The organism is Bacillus sp. Leaf49 (assembly GCF_001426125.1).
Taxonomy (GTDB): domain Bacteria; phylum Bacillota; class Bacilli; order Bacillales; family Bacillaceae; genus Bacillus; species Bacillus altitudinis.
In genome coordinates this window covers 1-19,216 of sequence record NZ_LMRK01000020.1, presented here as the reverse complement: position 1 = coordinate 19,216, position 19,216 = coordinate 1, and the positions used below count along the sequence as shown (strand labels likewise).

The following is a 19,216-nucleotide window of genomic DNA, read 5'->3' as shown; positions in this document are numbered from 1 at the left end:
ACAATGGGCAAAGCAACAGGTTTTATGGATTATAAAAGAGAAAAGCCAAATGAACGTGACCCTCTCACTCGTCAAAATGACTGGAAAGAATATTCAGCTCCTTATACAGATGAGGTATTGAAACAGCAGGGTGCTAGATGTATGGATTGCGGAACACCGTTTTGTCAAATTGGGATGGAGATCAGGGGCGGCGTTTCTGGCTGCCCGATCTACAATTTAATTCCAGAATGGAACGACCTTGTCTACCGGGGCAGATGGAAAGAAGCGCTTGAAAGACTACAAAAAACGAACAATTTCCCTGAATTTACTGGAAGAGTATGTCCAGCACCTTGTGAAGGCTCATGTACCGTCGCCATCAATGATCCAGCAGTATCGATTAAAAATATCGAACGGACGATCATTGATAAAGGTTTTGAAAATGGCTGGATTACACCAAGAATTCCTTCAAGCCGTACAGGGAAAAAGGTTGCTATTGTCGGATCAGGACCAGCAGGACTGGCAAGTGCAGACCAACTAAACCAAGCAGGACACGCTGTAACCGTGTTTGAACGATCTGATCGTCTAGGCGGACTGCTCACTTATGGTATTCCTAATATGAAGCTCGACAAAGAAGTCGTTGAGCGCAGAGTTAAACTGCTAAGACAAGAAGGCATTGACTTTGTGACCAATACAGAAATTGGTGTGGATATCACGGCTGATGAACTGAAAGAGCAATTTGATGCGGTCATCCTTTGTACAGGTGCACAAAAGCAGCGTGACCTGTTAATTGAAGGCAGGGAAGCAAAAGGGATTCACCTGGCAATGGATTATTTAACACTCGCAACAAAAAGCATGCTTGATTCAGGATTCAAAGATAAAAACTTTATTGACGCAAAAGGGAAAGACGTCATTGTGATTGGCGGAGGAGATACAGGCGCTGACTGCGTCGCAACTGCACTTCGCCAAAAAGCAAAAAGTGTTGTTCAATTCGGAAAGCATCCAAAGCTTCCAGATACACGTGTAGGGGATAACATGTGGCCAGAACAACCTTATGTCTTCTCTCTAGATTATGCTTACGAAGAAGCACAAGCAAAATTTGGAGAAGATCCGCGCCAATATTCGATTCAAACCACAAAGATTGTGGCTGATAAAAATGGGAAGTTAAAAGAGCTTCATACCATTCAAATGGAAAAGGTGAAAAACGAGCAAGGGAAGTTTGAATTTCATGAGATTCCAGGAACAGAGAAGGTATGGCCAGCTCAGCTAGTCTTTATTGCGATTGGTTTTGAGGGAACTGAACAGCCACTAGTGAAACACTTTGGCGTGGACAGCAAAAACAATCGGATTGACGCAAAATATGGGGAATATACAACGAATGTAGAAGGCGTATTTGCAGCGGGAGATGCAAGACGCGGTCAAAGCTTGATTGTCTGGGCAATTAACGAAGGCAGACAAGTGGCGCATGAGGTAGACCGTTATTTAATGGGGAGTTCGGTTCTGCCAAAATAGGTCAAACAAAGGGTGTTTACCATATATAGAGAAAAGCCATGACCAAAGAGTGGTCATGGCTTTTTATGATTCAGACATGGTTGGCTGGATAATGACTTTTTTACGTTTGAACTGGGATACAACCAAACAGAGGAAGACAGCAAGAACAAAAAGAGAAATGGTCAAAAAACCAAACGTATAGGAGCCCGTCATTTCTTTTAAACTGCCAAGAACGTTTGGTAAAAAGAATCCCCCAATGCCTCCTGCAGCCCCTACAATTCCAGTCACAATCCCAATTTCCTTATGAAACACTTGCGGCACAAGCTGGAACACCGCCCCATTCCCCATACCAAGACACATCATTCCGACAAATAAAAGCGCAATGACCACTGGTAAAGCAGGTAGACTACTCACTGCCCCTAAACAGATACCAATCAAAGCAAATAAACCGAGCAGTACTTTCATCCCGCCAATTTTATCGGCAATCAAACCGCCAACTGGCCGAAAGAAGCTGCCTGCCGCCACGCAAAGCGTCACAAAATCACCAGCATGAATTTTTGAAATCGCATATTGGTCCACAAAGAAAATACTCAAGAAACTTGAAAGGCCGACAAAACCACCGAATGTAATCGCATAAAGCAGGCAGAAAAACCACGTTGTTTTCACTTGAAAGACTGAAAAATAGGACCGAAGCGGCTGAGGGGCGGGCTGGTTTGGTGCATCTTTTGCTGTGAAAATAAAAAACAAAAAGACGAAACTTAAAGGAATAAGAGCGAGCCCCATCACTGTATGCCAGCCATACATCTCCGCAAGCCTTGGTCCAAAGAGTGTCGAGATCAGTGTTCCGCTGTTTCCGGCGCCGGCAATTCCCATCGCTACCCCTTGTAAATGAGGAGGGTACCAGCGGCTTGCCATCGGTAAAGCGACCGCAAAACTCGCACCTGCAACCCCTAATAAAATCCCGATCAGTACTAGCTCTGAAAGGGTTGTACCACCGAAAAACCCCCATATGAGCGGAATGGTGGTCAAAATCATGCCCATCATCGCTGTTTTTTTAGGTCCCATTCGGTCTGTTAATAGGCCTAGCACAATTCGAAAAAAAGATCCGGATAAAATCGGAATGGCTACAATCATGCCTTTTTCTATTGTCGATAAGGCAAAATCTTGTGCAATAAAAGCACCGAGTGCCCCCAGCAAAACCCAAATCATGAAACTCACGTCAAAATATAAAAATGAACCAAACAATGTCTTAGGATGACCACTAGAAGTCAATTCTGAGAGTTTCACAAAACCCCTCCTTTATTTTGAATTTTCTGACTTAAAGATAGCGAGTTGATAGAAGGAATGGAAGTGTTGTGTTAGAAAAAATGACATGGATAAACACTTTTTTACAAATGTGTGCCATAATCTAGGCAAACATTGCTTTGGCGCAAAAAGCTAGAAAGGTTGATCTCACATGGCAAAACGTAAACTCGTGTTTATCGGAAACGGCATGGCGAGTATGAAATGTATCGAACATATCGTAAAGAAACAGCCAGAACGCTATTCCATCACGATCATTGGAAAAGAGAAGCACCCGGCCTACAACCGAATAAAACTTTCGTCAGTTTTACAAAAAAGTGAATCGTTGTCTCAAATTGAACTAAAGCCAAAAGAATGGTACACCAAACATGACATCACCATCCAAACAGGCGAAACGGTTGTGCACATCGATACAAGCCGGCAATTGCTCATGACAGAAGCACGCCGGAATATCCCGTATGACAAACTGGTTATCGCCACAGGCTCATCGCCTCATTTTCTGCCTATACAAGGCGTATCCAAAAAAGGGGTCTATGCTTTTCGTACGATTGACGATTATGAGGCCATTTACGCTGATTCTTTACGCTATGAGCGTGCAGCAGTCATTGGAGGTGGTGTACTTGGTGTGGAAGTGGCCGCTGGTTTACAGATCGCTGGACTGAAGACAACCTTGATTCATCACACGGATTGGCTTATGCAACGCCAATTAGATGAAACAGCTGCAGGACTTTTGTCTCAACAATTAAGTCGCAAGGGGATTCAGGTAAAAACAAATGCTCATACGATTGCATGTGTAGGAAACGAGAGAGTAGAAGGCGTTCTGTTAAAAAGTGGAGGCATCGTGGATGCTGATCTCGTGGTTTTCACAACGGGGGTCCGTCCGAATATAGAGCTTGCAAAACAGCACGGCATTCATACAAGAAAAGCCATTGTTGTAAATGATGTCATGCAGACAAACGTTGAGAATATTTATGCTATTGGAGAATGTGCAGAGCATAAGGGGATGGTGCACGGTCTTGTGCAGCCTATTTATGAACAAGCAAACGTGCTTGCGAATCATTTATTAGATGAACTGGTCACGAATTTACCTCCTGCCATTTATTCAACAAAATTGAAAGCAAATGACATATCTATTTATTCTGCTGGCAGTATTGTAAACCGATCCCCCTCCGCTTCAGTGGTGACTTACTTAGATGAAGAACAAGAAGTATATAAAAAACTAGTGTTTGAACATGATGTGCTCACAGGCGTTGTATTAGTTGGTCAACTTGAGAGAGCTGAGCAGCTTTTGCAGGATGTAAAAGTGGGGCGTGATAAAAGCGTAGTCATGAAATCACTGAATGAAGAGCAGATATCCCCTTTAGATTCATTAAAAGCAGAGGATCTCATCTGCCAATGCCATACGGTGACGAAGGGAGCAATATTCAAAAGCATATCGGTCCATCAGCTGAAAGACTTAGAAGAAGTCAAAAAGCAGACAGGTGCCGCAACGGGCTGCGGAGGCTGTCAAGAGCTTGTTCGTGCCTGCTACCATGTCTCATCAAATCAGCTAACGGAAGCCCTGGACACGTTTTGCTCGTGCACAAATGTAGAGGAAGAGACCATTTTTTCGTATATAAAAAATCAGCATCCGCTAAATGAAGAGCAAGTAAGAAGACAATTTGATTGGATGACAGATAACGGCTGTGACAAGTGCCGAGCAGCCATTCCATACTATCTTGAGCAGTTTCAAGATCTTTTCGTAAAAGACAGCCCATCAGATCATGAGCACATACTAATGCCTCAGTTATATGGTGGCCGTCTTGATCTGACATTTTTACAGATGATAACCGGATTATTAGAGCAAAAGCAAATTCAGCACGTAGAACTAACGGAGAATAAACGAATTCGGCTGATCGGTATTTCACAAGAGGCCGCCCATATTGTAAAAGAACATGGACACATCATGCCACAAGAAAGCAAGAGACTTTCTCATGTTCTTTCATGTGATTGTCATCACGATTCATCTGTCACAACACTTGTCATAGAGATCGAAAGACAACTAGAAAACACGCTTTTACCTGCAGTCACATCGATTCATATCGCTGGTCCTTCCTGCGTATGTCATTTCAGCCCCATCTATGACATCTGCATCAAGAAGCAGCTGGATGAATGGGACATTTATATAGGAGGCAGCATACGTCAACCTAAGGCAGGTCAACTTTTTTATTCTGTGAGCCGAACGGATGAGCTGATTCCTTTTTTAAAAGCACTGCTTGAAGACTATAGAAAACGTGCATATTTTCAAGAATCTATTGGAGACTGGATCCAAAAAAACGGCATCATTTCCATCCGAGAAAAATTGCTCGATGAGGAAATGAGAGAAGAGCTCTGCGAACAATTTGAGCAAAGTAGACAAAAGGGTGTGAATGTATGAATCAATCTTTTTTACAATATGTGCAGCAAACATCAGAGCAGCAAGAGCGAAAAAGGGTGTTCCCATCTCAATGTCCGTTTTGCAGTATGCAGTGCAAAATGCAATTAGTCGAGCAGCACGCAGAAGGGCGAACACGCTACCAGACGATAGGTATTCATAATCCAACCACGTTCGGCAGGATCTGTATGAAAGGGCAGCATGCCCACCAGCACGCACTGCACAAGGAACGATTGAATCACCCCCTCATCAAAAGAAACGGTCAATTTGTCAAAGTGACTTGGCAAGAGGCACTTGACGAAATCAAAGCACGCACTCAAACCCTTCAGACGGAACATGGGAACGATGCTATCAGTGTGTATGGTAGTGCATCGATTACAAATGAAGAAGCTTATTTACTCGGAAAATTTGCAAGGGTCGCCCTTAAAACGAAATACATTGATTACAATGGAAGACTGTGTATGTCTTCAGCAGCAACAGCAGCTAACCAAACATTTGGACTTGATCGGGGTCTAACCTTTCCGCTTCGTGACATCAAGCATGCCCGGGTTTTACTATTGGTTGGAACCAATATAGCGGAATGTCAGCCGACCCTCATACCGTACTTGGAAGAAGCTAAAAAGAACGGGGCATTTCTCATCGTGATCGATCCGCGAAAAACAGCAACAGCCAAACTAGCTGACTTACATGTCAGCTTAAGGCCTGGGTCAGATGCTGCACTCGCAAATGGAATCTTACACGTCATGCTTCATGAACAGTTACTAGACGAAGAATTTATTAAAAAACGAACATCAGGTTTTCAAGAAATGAAACAGCATATTTCACACATGTCCCTGCAAGACATTACGCAGCAAACCGGTGTATCGATGAAAGTCATTCAAAAAATAGCGAGAAAATTCGCACGCGAAAAAACAGGCATGATTCTGACTGCAAGAGGCATTGAGCAGCAAATAGACGGGACAGCATCCGTTCGTAATTTCCTGAATATTCTGCTTGTTACTGGGAAAATTGGCCGGATTGGGTGTGGCTATGGTGCGATTACTGGGCAAGGAAATGGACAGGGTGCAAGAGAGCATGGACAAAAAGCAGATCAGCTTCCTGGTTACCGTGATATCACAAACCCAGTACATAGAAAAGAAATGGCCGAAATATGGAAGATCGATGAAAAAGAACTGCCTGGAAAAGGTGTATCTGCTTTTGAAATGTTTGAAAAAATGCAGAAAGGAGAGATAAAAGCGCTCTTTTTAATGTGTTCTAATCCCGTTCAATCAGGTCCGCATGCAAGCTTTATCAAAAAAGCCATCGAGCAGCTGTCCTTTTTTGTCGCAATTGATTTATTTATCTCTGAGACGGCTGCACTCGCAGATGTTATTTTACCAGCTTCGTCATATTTAGAGGACGAAGGGACCATGACGAACATAGAAGGACGCGTTACGCTGAGAGAAGCAACCTATCCACTCAAACACCAAAGAAAGCACGATTGGCAAATCATTTGTGATTTAGCAGCAGTATTAGGCAAAGGCGGCTCTTTTTCTTTTTCATCTGCAGAAGACATCTTTGAGGAATTGAGAACAGCAACGAAAGGAGCCAAAGCCGATTATTCCGGTATGACCTATGACAGGTTAAGGAAGACGCAAGGCATATTATGGCCCTGCTCTCATTTGGAAGACCGAGGAACAGAAAGACTATTTGAGCATCAATTCTCACATCCTGATAAATTAGCAAAATTTGCAGTCGTTGCACATGGACAACAGGGTGCAAAAGAACCAGTCAGTCCAGAATATCCACTCTATTTAACGACCGGCAGGGTGATGGCTCATTACCAAACGGGCGTTCAAACAAGAAAAAGCACCTCTCTTGTTGCCCGGCAGTTTGAAGCTTATGTAGAGCTTCATCCTGATACAGCCGAAGCTTACGGGATTCAGCACGGGGAACTCGTCACCATCCAGTCAAAACGAGGTAGTGTCATCATGAGGTGCCACATAACAGATACCACCCGAAAAGATACTGTGTTTGTTCCATTTCACTGGAATAAACATCAATCAATTAACCTATTAATTGGTAAACAGTTAGATCCACACAGTAAAATGCCAGGTTTTAAATATTGTCCTGTACAGCTGTCAGCCTACAAGAATTGAAAACTATGTGAGAAATTTTAACATGTATTTTCCATCTTTATTTAGATTATGGTACTTTCTAAAAAACGATCACATGAGGGGTGTTTTTCATGAAAGAAAAACTCGTATTAGTAGGGAATGGTATGGCTGGTATCCGAACGCTCGAAAACATTTTAAAAACAGACAATGAACGATTCGACATGACTGTATTTGGAACTGAGCCGTATCCTAACTATAATCGGATTCTTTTATCGAAAGTTCTCCAAGGGGATACAAAGACAGAGGATATTACGTTAAACGATTGGAATTGGTACAAGGAACATCATATTCAGCTGTTTACAAATGAGACCATTGTGAAGATCGATCCAGACAATCAAACCGTTATGAGTGATCAAGGACGGACCGTGCATTATGACCGTTTAATTTTAGCGACAGGGTCACTCCCGTTCATCCCGCCCATTCCAGGGAGCGATAAAAAAGGGGTAACAGCTTTTCGTACATTACAAGACACAGAGGAAATGGTCAAAGCATCTACGATGTACAAAAAAGCAGCCGTTATTGGAGGCGGGCTCCTTGGACTTGAAGCAGCACGTGGTCTATTAAACTTAGGTATGGAAGTGACCGTCATTCACCTTGGCTCTCATTTAATGGACCGTCAGCTCGATCCGGTGGCAGGTCAGCTTCTGCAAGCAGCTTTAGAAAAACAAGGCATGAGCTTTCTATTAGGAAAACAGACAAATGAGATTTTAGGAGATACAAGGGTAGAAGGGCTAACATTTTCAGATGGTTCTACATTAGAGACAGATATGGTGGTCATGGCGGCAGGAATTAAACCGAATCACAAGCTTGCCGAAACGAGCGGCATTGAAGTGAACCGGGGGATTATCGTCAATGATTTCATGGAAACAAGTGTCCCGCGGATTTACGCAGTCGGAGAATGTGTTGAACATAGAGGACAAACGTACGGTCTTGTTGCGCCATTATACGATCAAGCAAACGTGCTTGCGAAGCATGTATGTGATATGGCCCCGACGCCTTATGAAGGATCTGTACTATCGACACAGCTAAAAGTATCAGGGGTTGATGTATTTTCAGCTGGAGATTTTATCGAAAACGATGAGAAAAAAGCGATTAAAATTTTTGATGAACAGCAAGGTATTTATCAAAAACTAGTCTTCCAGCAAAACCGATTAGTCGGCGCCGTCATGTTTGGAGAAACAAGCGATGGACCACGTTTATTCTCGTACATTAGAGAAGGTGTTGATATGTCAGATATGGAAAAAGTATCTGTCTTAACATCAAATGAGCTGGCGCAAGAAAACACGATTGAACAAATGGCAAACGACCATATCGTTTGTGGCTGTAATGGTGTCTCAAAAGGTCAAATAGTGGCAGCTATTCAAAAAGAAGGCCTAACGACTATACAAGAGGTCAAGCAATGTACAAGTGCTTCTCGGTCATGCGGAGGCTGTCAATCTGTTGTGGAAGAGATTTTATGGCACACTTTAGGCGATGATGCAAACCGCACTGCGCAAAAAGAAACCATCTGCGCCTGCACCACCTTATCAAGAGATGAAGTGATTCATGAAATAAAAGAGAAAGGTTTGCGGCATGTCAAAGAAGTGATGAATGTACTTGACTGGGAAACAGAAGAAGGCTGTTCAAAGTGCCGGCCTGCACTGAATTACTATTTAGGGATGATGTATCCTCTTGACTACAAAGATGAAAAAAGCTCGCGATTTGTGAATGAACGAATGCATGCCAACATCCAAAACGATGGTACCTATTCGGTCGTTCCACGTATGTACGGGGGCGTGACTAATGCTAATGACCTGAGAAAAATAGCGGATGTCGTTGACAAATATGAGATACCGCTTGTGAAAATGACTGGAGGGCAGCGAATCGACCTTTTAGGTGTCAAAAAAGAAGATTTACCAAAAGTATGGGCTGATTTAGATATGCCGTCTGGTTATGCTTACGGAAAATCATTAAGAACCGTCAAAACTTGTGTTGGAGAACAATTTTGCAGATTCGGAACGCAAGATTCCATTTCTCTTGGGATCGCACTTGAAAAGAAATTTGAAGGACTTGCCACACCGCACAAAGTCAAAATGGCCGTATCAGCCTGTCCAAGAAACTGTGCTGAATCTGGGATTAAAGATCTTGGCATCGTAGGTATCGATGGGGGATTTGAATTGTATGCTGGCGGGAATGGAGGGACACATTTACGAGCTGGAGACTTATTAATGAAAGTAAGTACAGCAGAAGAAGTAGAACAAATGGCCGCAGCCTACCTTCAATATTACAGAGAAACCGCAAATTATTTAGAGAGAACATCCGCTTGGGTTGAACGGCTTGGATTGAATCATATCCAAACGGTCCTGCTAGACGACAAGAAACGTGCAGCACTCATCGAAAGAATGGACATCGCACTTTCAACTTATGAAGAACCGTGGCAAGAGATTCGAGAGAACGAAACAGAAACAAGACAATTATTTCAAAAGGCAACTGCTTCCGTCTAAATCAATTGAAGGGATGAGATCAGATGACAGTTTCAATTGTAAAAGTTCATATTGGTACAATATCAGATTTCCCGTTGCAGCTAGGGAAAACAGTCGCAGCCGGTCCACTTGAATTAGCTGTTTTTCAAACCTCTAACAAGCAGTTCAAAGCCATTGAAAATCGCTGTCCTCATAAAGGCGGTGTACTAGCTGAAGGAATGGTGAGCGGAGATCATGTCTTCTGTCCAATGCATGATTGGAAAATCAACCTTTCATCAGGAAATGTTCAAGAACCAGATCATGGATGCGTGAAAACATATGAAGCATTGGTTGAGGGAGACGACGTCTTTATTTTACTGCCTTCATAAATGGTTTAGAACCTTCCTTTCCTGTACATGCTGTAAGTACATGCAGTGAGAAAGGAAGGTATATGTGTGCCATTTTTTAATATTTTGATTGAACTCTTTATCGGATTTTTCGCTTTATTTTCCATTACAAAGCTATTAGGGAAAACACAATTTGCACAAATCACGCCGTTTGATTTTATTTCTGCACTGATTTTAGGGGAGATGGTCGGTAACGCCATTTTTGATCCAGAAGTCAGCGTGCTACATATCCTTTTTGCAGTTGCAGTCTGGGGCGTTTTAATCTACACAGTTGAATGGCTTTCACAAAAATTCAAATCCATTCGCGCTTTTTTAGAGGGAAGACCCACTCTTGTGATTGATAAAGGAAAGATTCACTACAATCGATTAAAGAAAAATATGCTCGATTTAAATCAGCTGCAGACGCTGATTCGAGCGAAAGGGCATTTTGCTCTTAATGAAATTGAATTTGCCATTTTGGAAACGGATGGGTCTGTGAGTGTGCTTCCGAAAATGAAATATGCACCAGCTACAGCCGAAGATGTGAACGTGAAAGGAAAAGAAGTCACATTGCCTAGAACGTTTATTATCGACGGAGAGATTTTAAAAAAAGATTTAAAGGAAGCTGGATTTGATGAAGCGTGGCTGAGAGAGCAATTGAAAAAGCAGCACATATCCTCCTATAAAGACGTCCTATTTTGTGAATGGATTGAAAATGAAGGAATTTATGCGATGAAATATGAAAAAACATCCACAACCTAACACAGTGGATGTTTTTTTGTGTTTTTTTGTTTTATAACTGAATAGGATCAAAAAGAATACGTCAATGAAAACGTTCACAATATAAGGGGGAGATGTGTGATGAAGTATGGAAAACGACTGCTGATGATGGTATTGGCCTTACTGCTTTTTGACTCAGCTTATGCGCAAGCAGCTGGACACAACCATCAAACAAACCGCGTGCTTATTGTCGATCAAAAAGGAAATGGGACATTTCGAACGGTTCAATCTGCCATTGATGCGATACCAGTGAACAATCAACAGCAAACGACGATATATATTAAAAATGGTGTGTATAAAGAAAAGATTCTCCTTCCGCAAAATAAGCCGTATGTGTCCTTTATTGGAGAAAATCAGTATCAGACGATTCTGACGTATGATGATACAAATGCAAGCAGCGGGAGCACAACCAATAGCTCTAGTACAATGATTCGGGCAAATCATTTTTATGCAGAAAATATCACGTTTCAAAATACAGCTGGCCGAAACGCAGGGCAGGCGGTTGCCCTTTATGTATCCGGGGACCGGGCTGTGTTTAAACACGTACGTGTTCTCGGGTATCAAGATACACTTTATGCCACTGGCACAGGGAGACAATATTATGAAGATTGTTATATCGAGGGCACGGTTGACTTCATCTTTGGTTCAGCAACGGCTGTATTTAAAAGAGCTGAAATAAAAAGTCTTGGAAATGGGTATATTACAGCGGCATCCACAACAGAAGCGCAAAAGTATGGCTACGTTTTTATTGATTCCACATTAAATAAAGGAACGGCTTCGTCTCAATCTGTGTACTTAGGCCGTCCATGGAGACCACATTCGGCTGTCACGTTCCTCCAAACAAAAATGGATGAACATATTAAAGCTGAGGGATGGCATAACTGGGATAACAAAGACAACGAAAGAACGGCTAGATATCAAGAATATGGATCAACGGGCGCAGGGAGTCATGTGGCAAACCGGGTGAAATGGTCAACGATATTAACAAAAAACGAAGCAAGTCAAATCACCGTTCAATCCGTGCTTAGCGGAAGCGATGGCTGGAATCCTGAAAAAAGGTAAAAGAGGCTTGTCAGTTTTCGTCAAAGAAAGCTGACTTTTCTGTTTAAAAAACCTTTGAGAACAAACGTTCTTTTGTGTATAATGAACATAATCTGCTAAATTTGGCTGCTTTTCTAAAAAGGAGGGATTGCGTGAAACGTTTCTCACAGGTCATGTTTTTACAACTATGTATTTTGTCGATGTTATTTCTCCCTTTTTCAGTGAAAGATGAACAACTAACAGCTCATGATGATCAATCAAAATGGATCACTTCTTTAGACGAATTCATTCGAACAGCACCTGATTTAGAGGGCGCAATTGCTGGCATCAGCGTACGCGATACTTCTGACACTTCTCTTCTTTATGAACATCAAGCGGACATCCGTCTGACTCCTGCTTCTAATATGAAATTACTCACATCTGCTATCGCACTCGATCTATTGGGTGAAACACACACTTTTCCAACAGACGTTTGGATAGATGGTTCAATTCACAAAAAAACATTGCACGGCAATCTTTATCTCCGAGGCTCTGGAGACCCGACATTGTTAGAAAGCGATTTTGCCGCATTAGCCAAACAAGTCAAAAAGGCCGGAATACATACGATTCGTGGACAGCTTGCAGCTGATGATACTTGGTTTGATGACACAAGGTATTCCATCGATCTGCCGTGGAGTGATGAAGATCAATATTACGGCGCTCAAATATCTGCTCTTACTGCTTCACCGAATGAGGATTATGATGCAGGAACGATCATTCTCGAAGTCAAGCCGGGAAAGAAAGCAGGGCAGAAGGCCAGCTATGAGATGATCCCGAAGACTGACGTCGCTCAAGTTGTCAATCAAGTGAAAACTGTGCCAGAAGGTGGAAAGAAGAAAATATCTTTTAAACGCTCTCACGGCACAAACAAAATTACACTGACTGGGACGATTCCGCTAAAAGCATCCTCGTCTAAACAATGGGTCGCATTATGGGAACCGACAACGTATGCTTTAGACTTAATGAAACGAGCATTAAAGGCTGAGGGGATTCAGCTGAAAGGACCACTCCAAACAAAACAAGTTCCTAAAAAAGCGAAAAAAATCGCTTCCCATACATCAATGCCTTTATCCGATCTTCTTGTTCCGATGATGAAATTAAGCAACAATACACATGCAGAAATTCTGTTAAAAGAACTTGGGAAGCGGGTAAAGAACAAAGGGAGTTTTGACAAAGGGCTTGACGTGCTGAATGAACGTCTTCCTGCCTATGGCATAGATGCATCTATGACTGTGTTGAGAGACGGATCAGGCATATCACCCATTAACCTTGTTTCTGCAAATCAATTCACGTTATTTTTGACAAACATTCAAAAGGAAAAATGGTTTAACACCTATGTCCATGCACTTCCGTTAGCTGGGGCAAGTGAGCGTATGGTGGGAGGTACATTAAGAAATAGATTGAAAGAACCAGCTACACTAGAAAAAGTGCGTGCAAAAACAGGTACACTATCAACGGTCAGCACACTATCTGGATATATTGAAACGCAGAGTGGAAAAACGCTTGCTTTTTCCATCTTATTGAATCATCTCGTTGATGACGAAAAAGGAAAAGAGATAGAAGACCGCATTGTCAGCATGTTAGCTGAGGATCTTTAGACAGAGAAGGAGAACCATCATGACGTTAGATAATAATCAATCTTTAGTAAAAACCATGTCGATCTTTCTAATTCCACTTTTATTAAGCAATATTTTGCAATCAATTGGACAGCTTGTTTCCATTGTGCTTGTCGGTAGATGGATTGGAGAGGATGCAGTAGCTGCGATATCTGCATTCTTTCCACTTTTCTTTTTACTTGTTTCTTTTTCCATTGGGATTGGATCAGGGAGCTCGATCCTGATTGGACAAGCATACGGAGCAAAAAATGAGCAGAGATTAAAGGAAATTATCGGTACAACGCTTTCGTTCACCTTTTTAATCGGACTTTCTTTAGCTGTCATTGGAGGTTTTTTTGCCACAGATATTTTACATCTGATGGGGACACCTGCAAATATTGTGGAGGAAAGTGCGGCATATGCCAGAATCCTATTCATCTCCATGCCCATCTTATTTCTTTATTTTGTCTATACAACTTTTTTACGAGGAACAGGAGATTCAAAAACACCATTTTATTTCTTAATGATTAGTACAGGAACCAATATTTTATTGCTGCCAATTTTATTATTCGGCTGGCTTGGTTTACCGGCATTTGGTTTATATGGTGCTGCGTATTCTTCTGTGATTTCTACAATCGTTACGTTTATCATTCTTCATATCTATCTTTATAAAACAAAGCACCCGCTGCGCATTGATGCGTCGGTTAGAAAGCATTTATTGATGAAAGGGGATTTATTAAAAACGCTATTAAAGTTAAGTATCCCTTCTAGTATTAATATGATTCTGATTTCTTTATCAGAAATTGCTGTCATTTCTTTTGTCAACGATTATGGATCACAGGCGACCGCAGCTTATGGCGTTGTCAACCAAGTTGTAAGTTATGTACAGATGCCCGCAGTGAGCCTTGGTATTGCGGTTTCTATCTTCGCCGCACAGTTCATTGGCGCAGGAAACATGAATCGTTTGAAGGATGTCATTAAAATTGGGCTGGGGCTAAACTTTGCAATAGGCGGATTGATTATTATTTTCGTCTATATTTTCGCACCGCAAATTTTATCTATCTTTTTAACAGATCCTGCAACGATCGACATTGCATATAGTTTGGTCGTGATTACCCTATGGAGCTATCTCATTTTCGGAACAGCACAAATCGTTGCAGCCACAATGAGAGCAAGCGGCACAGTTCTATGGCCGACCATCTTTAGTATTTGTTCCATTTGGCTTGTTGAAGTACCAGTGGCTTATGTGCTATCACATCATACATCGCTTGGGATCAAAGGAATCTGGATAGGATATCCTGCAGCCTTTTTTGTAAACTTATTGCTCCAATACGGCTATTATCGACTGGTATGGAAGAAAAAGCAGATCGTTGCACTTGTCCAATCATAATGTGAGCCTATCATCTGGCATATATATACGAAGATCGATTACTTTGTAGGGGGTCTGATCTTCTATGTTTTTAAACCAAAGAAGTGAGCTCAGTTCATATGATATCGGTGACTTCACTTATGCTGGACCAGATTTTCAAGTCTTGACGTGGGGAGAAGGAACAACGCTGAATCTAGGAAAGTTTTGTTCCATCGCAAACGAAGTAAAAGTTTTTCTTGGTGGTGAACACCGAACAGATTGGGTCACCACATATCCCTTTAATCAAATTTTCACAGATGCTGCCCACATTGAAGGACATCCACGATCAAAAGGGGATGTGTGTATAGGGCACGATGTTTGGATTGGATATGGAGCAACAATCATGTCAGGGGTACAGATAGGAAACGGGGCAGTCATTGGAGCAAATAGTCTGATTACAAAAGATGTGCCTCCATATGCGATTGTCGCAGGGAACCCGCAGCGTCTCATGAAATATCGGTTTTCTTCTGATATCATTGAAAAACTTCAGTTGTTAGAATGGTGGAATTTAGAGTTTACCGTCATCCAATCTATTTTTCACCTCTTACAATCTAATGATATCGAACATTGTATAAAAGTTATAGAAGACATAAAAAAGAAAGGCTGAAAAGCCTTTCTTTTTTCTTTTTTTGCTTAACTGAGCCGTATGATGGTCAAGGTTGCTCCGGCCGCACCACCACCGCCAACTAATATAGCTGTGACAACCACTCCAAAAAACTGCAGTGAAATAGTATTACCAGCTGTTAAATTAACAATGACAGTATTGTTAATAAATGAAGTAGAGATAGTAGGTGATTGAACAGAACCAGAAATAGTATTTGTTCCATTTAACAGTAAACGCGTATTAATCAAAAGTGCTGTAGTGGTGTTGACTTGATACGTAATATAATATTTACCTGTTTGCAGAACGGTAAAAACCGTACTTGTGCCGTTTGCTGTAAAACCGGTAATGTTTTGAAAGTTCGGCAATGGAATATTCGTTCCCGAGGCTACAGTAACAATGGTAGGACCAGAACTATTAGCAGCATATAGTGCTGTATCCGTAAAACCACCTGTTCCAGTAGGTCCGGTAGCACCCGTGATACCTGTAGCGCCAGTCGGACCAGTTGGTCCAGTGCTGCCCGTCACACCAGTGGCCCCAGTAGGTCCGGTTGAACCTGTGATACCCGTGGCCCCAGTAGCTCCAGTTGCACCCGTGCTGCCAGTGGTCCCAGTAGGTCCGGTTGAACCTGTAATTCCTGTAGCACCAGTAGCTCCAGTTGAACCTGTGATACCCGTGGCACCAGTTTCTCCAGTTGAACCTGTGATTCCCGTAGCGCCAGTCGGACCAGTTGGTCCAGTGCTGCCCGTTGCCCCAGTAGGTCCGGTTGAACCWGTAGCACCAGTTTCTCCAGTTGAACCTGTGATTCCCGTAGCGCCAGTCGGACCAGTTGGTCCAGTGCTGCCCGTTGCCCCAGTAGGTCCGGTTGAACCTGTGATTCCCGTGGCACCAGTAGATCCAGTAGCACCCGTGATACCCGTTGCCCCAGTAGGTCCGGTTGAACCTGTGATACCAGTAGCACCAGTCGGACCGGTTGCACCTGTGATACCCGTGGCACCAGTCGGACCGGTAGCACCCGTGATACCTGTGGCCCCAGTAGCTCCAGTTGAACCTGTRATWCCTGTAGCACCAGTAGMTCCGGTTGAACCTGTGATACCCGTGGCCCCAGTAGCTCCAGTTGCACCCGTGATTCCAGTGGCACCAGTAGCTCCAGTTGCACCCGTGATTCCAGTGGCACCAGTAGCTCCGGTTGAACCTGTGATACCCGTGGCCCCAGTAGGTCCGGTTGCACCTGTGATACCAGTAGCACCAGTAGGTCCGGTTGAACCTGTGATACCCGTGGCCCCAGTAGCTCCAGTTGAACCTGTGCTACCAGTGACCCCAGTCGGACCGGTAGCACCTGTGATACCTGTAGCACCAGTAGCACCCGTGATACCTGTGGCCCCAGTAGCTCCAGTTGAACCTGTAATTCCTGTAGCACCAGTCGGACCGGTTGAACCTGTGATACCCGTGGCMCCAGTAGCTCCGGTTGAACCTGTGATACCAGTAGCACCAGTAGCTCCGGTTGAACCTGTAATTCCTGTAGCTCCAGTCGGACCAGTTGGTCCAGTGCTGCCCGTGGCCCCAGTAGGTCCGGTTGAACCTGTGATACCCGTGGCACCAGTAGCTCCAGTTGCACCCGTGATTCCAGTGGCACCAGTAGCTCCGGTTGAACCTGTGATACCAGTAGCTCCAGTTGCACCCGTGATTCCAGTGGCACCAGTAGCTCCGGTTGAACCTGTGATACCCGTGGCCCCAGTAGGTCCGGTTGAACCTGTGATACCTGTAGCACCAGTAGGTCCGGTTGAACCTGTGATACCCGTGGCCCCAGTAGCTCCAGTTGAACCTGTGCTACCAGTGACCCCAGTCGGACCGGTAGCACCCGTGATACCTGTGGCCCCAGTAGCTCCAGTTGAACCTGTAATTCCTGTAGCACCAGTAGCTCCAGTTGCACCCGTGATACCAGTAGCACCAGTCGGACCGGTTGCACCTGTGATTCCCGTAGCTCCAGTCGGACCAGTTGGTCCAGTGCTGCCCGTCACACCAGTGGCCCCAGTAGTAGCACCAGTCGGACCGGTTGCACCTGTGATTCCCGTAGCTCCAGTCGGACCAGTTGGTCCAGTGCTGCCCGTCACACCAGTGGCCCCAGTAGGTCCGGTTGCACCTGTGATACCAGTAGCACCAGTCGGACCGGTTGAACCTGTGATACCCGTGGCACCAGTAGATCCGGTTGAACCTGTGATACCAGTAGCACCAGTCGGACCGGTTGAACCTGTGATACCCGTGGCCCCAGTAGCTCCAGTTGAACCTGTGCTACCAGTGACCCCAGTCGGACCGGTTGMACCTGTGACCCCAGTCGGACCGGTTGAACCTGTGATACCCGTGGCCCCAGTAGCTCCAGTTGAACCTGTGCTACCAGTGACCCCAGTCGGACCGGTTGAACCTGTGATACCTGTAGCACCAGTAGCTCCGGTTGAACCTGTGATACCTGTAGCACCAGTAGGTCCGGTTGAACCTGTGATACCWGTAGCACCAGTCGGACCGGTTGMACCTGTGATACCCGTGGCMCCAGTCGGACCGGTAGCACCYGTGATACCTGTAGCACCAGTAGCTCCGGTAGCACCTGTGATACCTGTAGCACCAGTAGGTCCGGTTGAACCTGTGATACCMGTRGCACCAGTCGGACCACCGGTAGCACCCGTGATACCTGTGGCCCCAGTAGCTCCAGTTGAACCTGTAATTCCTGTAGCACCAGTCGGACCGGTTGAACCTGTGATACCCGTGGCGCCAGTAGGTCCGGTTGAACCTGTGCTACCAGTGACCCCAGTCGGACCGGTTGAACCTGTGATACCCGTGGCCCCAGTAGCTCCAGTTGAACCTGTGCTACCAGTGACCCCAGTCGGACCGGTTGAACCTGTGATAGTAGCACCCGTGATACCTGTGGCCCCAGTAGCTCCAGTTGAACCTGTAATTCCTGTAGCACCAGTCGGACCGGTTGAACCTGTGATACCCGTGGCACCAGTCGGACCGGTTGCACCCGTGATACCCGTGGCCCCAGTAGCTCCGGTTGAACCTGTGATACCAGTAGCACCAGTCGGACCAGTTGGTCCAGTGCTGCCCGTTGCCCCAGTAGGTCCGGTTGAACCTGTGATTCCCGTGGCACCAGTAGCTCCGGTAGCACCCGTGATTCCAGTGGCCCCAGTAGCTCCGGTTGAACCTGTGATACCCGTGGCCCCAGTAGGTCCAGTTGGTCCAGTGCTGCCCGTTGCCCCAGTAGGTCCGGTTGAACCTGTGATACCCGTGGCACCAGTAGCTCCAGTTGCACCCGTGATTCCAGTGGCACCAGTAGSTCCGGTTGAACCTGTGATNCCAGTAGGTCCGGTTGAACCTGTGATACCCGTGGCACCAGTAGCTCCAGTTGCACCCGTGATTCCAGTGGCACCAGTAGSTCCGGTTGAACCTGTGATACCCGTTGCCCCAGTAGGTCCGGTTGAACCTGTGATACCAGTAGCACCAGTTTCTCCAGTTGAACCTGTGATTCCCGTAGCGCCAGTCGGACCAGTTGGTCCAGTGCTGCCCGTTGCCCCAGTAGGTCCGGTTGAACCTGT

General features: G+C 44.6%; 11 protein-coding genes and 1 pseudogene. 10 read left to right on the top strand and 2 right to left on the bottom strand.

The window, feature by feature from the left end; all coding sequences use genetic code 11:
- Window positions 1-3 precede the first annotated feature (3 nt).
- Window positions 4-1,488 carry a glutamate synthase small subunit gene (gltD, locus tag ASG46_RS09700; RefSeq protein WP_008346585.1) on the top strand — a complete coding sequence of 495 codons (1,485 nt, stop codon included), beginning with the start codon at window positions 4-6 and terminating at the stop codon, window positions 1,486-1,488.
- Between the two features lie 63 nt (window positions 1,489-1,551).
- On the opposite strand, the gene ASG46_RS09695 is transcribed toward gltD, so the two are convergent.
- Window positions 1,552-2,754, bottom strand: a complete 1,203-nt coding sequence (locus ASG46_RS09695; protein ID WP_008346586.1) for a nitrate/nitrite transporter — start codon at window positions 2,752-2,754, stop codon at window positions 1,552-1,554.
- Between the two features lie 169 nt (window positions 2,755-2,923).
- Here ASG46_RS09695 and nirB (ASG46_RS09690) point away from each other — a divergent pair, with 169 nt between their 5' ends.
- The 9 genes from nirB (ASG46_RS09690) (at window position 2,924) to ASG46_RS09650 (ending at window position 15,635) form a co-directional block, all read left to right on the top strand.
- Window positions 2,924-5,185: a nitrite reductase large subunit NirB gene (gene nirB / locus ASG46_RS09690; RefSeq protein ID WP_056704307.1), complete on the top strand. Its 2,262-nt coding sequence runs from the start codon at window positions 2,924-2,926 to the stop codon at window positions 5,183-5,185.
- Window positions 5,182-7,320, top strand: coding sequence for an assimilatory nitrate reductase catalytic subunit NasC (nasC, locus tag ASG46_RS09685; RefSeq protein WP_041507108.1), 2,139 nt, complete (start codon window positions 5,182-5,184; stop codon window positions 7,318-7,320). The genes nirB (ASG46_RS09690) and nasC overlap by 4 nt, the downstream gene beginning before the upstream one ends.
- Window positions 7,321-7,409: 89 nt before the next feature.
- Window positions 7,410-9,821 (top strand): nitrite reductase large subunit NirB, encoded by a 2,412-nt coding sequence (gene nirB / locus ASG46_RS09680; protein ID WP_056704306.1) that lies wholly within the window; start codon window positions 7,410-7,412, stop codon window positions 9,819-9,821.
- A 23-nt stretch (window positions 9,822-9,844) separates the two neighbouring features.
- On the top strand, window positions 9,845-10,168 hold the full coding sequence (nirD, locus tag ASG46_RS09675; protein ID WP_008346593.1) for a nitrite reductase small subunit NirD: 324 nt from the start codon (window positions 9,845-9,847) through the stop codon (window positions 10,166-10,168).
- A 66-nt stretch (window positions 10,169-10,234) separates the two neighbouring features.
- On the top strand, window positions 10,235-10,927 hold the full coding sequence (locus ASG46_RS09670) for a DUF421 domain-containing protein (RefSeq protein ID WP_008346595.1): 693 nt from the start codon (window positions 10,235-10,237) through the stop codon (window positions 10,925-10,927).
- Between the two features lie 99 nt (window positions 10,928-11,026).
- Window positions 11,027-12,007, top strand: a complete 981-nt coding sequence (locus ASG46_RS09665; RefSeq protein WP_056704304.1) for a pectinesterase family protein — start codon at window positions 11,027-11,029, stop codon at window positions 12,005-12,007.
- Between the two features lie 131 nt (window positions 12,008-12,138).
- Window positions 12,139-13,623 (top strand): D-alanyl-D-alanine carboxypeptidase/D-alanyl-D-alanine endopeptidase, encoded by a 1,485-nt coding sequence (gene dacB / locus ASG46_RS09660; protein ID WP_056704301.1) that lies wholly within the window; start codon window positions 12,139-12,141, stop codon window positions 13,621-13,623.
- A 19-nt stretch (window positions 13,624-13,642) separates the two neighbouring features.
- Window positions 13,643-15,010, top strand: a complete 1,368-nt coding sequence (locus tag ASG46_RS09655) for an MATE family efflux transporter (RefSeq protein WP_035703202.1) — start codon at window positions 13,643-13,645, stop codon at window positions 15,008-15,010.
- Between the two features lie 64 nt (window positions 15,011-15,074).
- Complete coding sequence (locus ASG46_RS09650; protein ID WP_056704300.1) at window positions 15,075-15,635, top strand: CatB-related O-acetyltransferase; 561 nt, start codon at window positions 15,075-15,077, stop codon at window positions 15,633-15,635.
- A 26-nt stretch (window positions 15,636-15,661) separates the two neighbouring features.
- On the opposite strand, the pseudogene ASG46_RS21625 reads toward ASG46_RS09650, so the two are convergent.
- Window positions 15,662-18,976, bottom strand: a pseudogene (locus ASG46_RS21625) (beta strand repeat-containing protein); the annotation flags it as partial.
- Window positions 18,977-19,216 lie beyond the last annotated feature (240 nt).

Excerpts from the sequence above, each read along its gene's own strand:
- ASG46_RS09665 (WP_056704304.1), top strand. The coding sequence starts at position 11,027 with ATGAAGTATGGAAAACGACTGCTGATGATGGTATTGGCCTTACTGCTT.
- nirD (WP_008346593.1), top strand. The coding sequence starts at position 9,845 with ATGACAGTTTCAATTGTAAAAGTTCATATTGGTACAATATCAGATTTC.
- ASG46_RS09655 (WP_035703202.1), top strand. The coding sequence starts at position 13,643 with ATGACGTTAGATAATAATCAATCTTTAGTAAAAACCATGTCGATCTTT.
- nirB (WP_056704306.1), top strand. The coding sequence starts at position 7,410 with ATGAAAGAAAAACTCGTATTAGTAGGGAATGGTATGGCTGGTATCCGA.
- ASG46_RS09650 (WP_056704300.1), top strand. The coding sequence starts at position 15,075 with ATGTTTTTAAACCAAAGAAGTGAGCTCAGTTCATATGATATCGGTGAC.
- nirB (WP_056704307.1), top strand. The coding sequence starts at position 2,924 with ATGGCAAAACGTAAACTCGTGTTTATCGGAAACGGCATGGCGAGTATG.
- gltD (WP_008346585.1), top strand. The coding sequence starts at position 4 with ATGGGCAAAGCAACAGGTTTTATGGATTATAAAAGAGAAAAGCCAAAT.
- nasC (WP_041507108.1), top strand. The coding sequence starts at position 5,182 with ATGAATCAATCTTTTTTACAATATGTGCAGCAAACATCAGAGCAGCAA.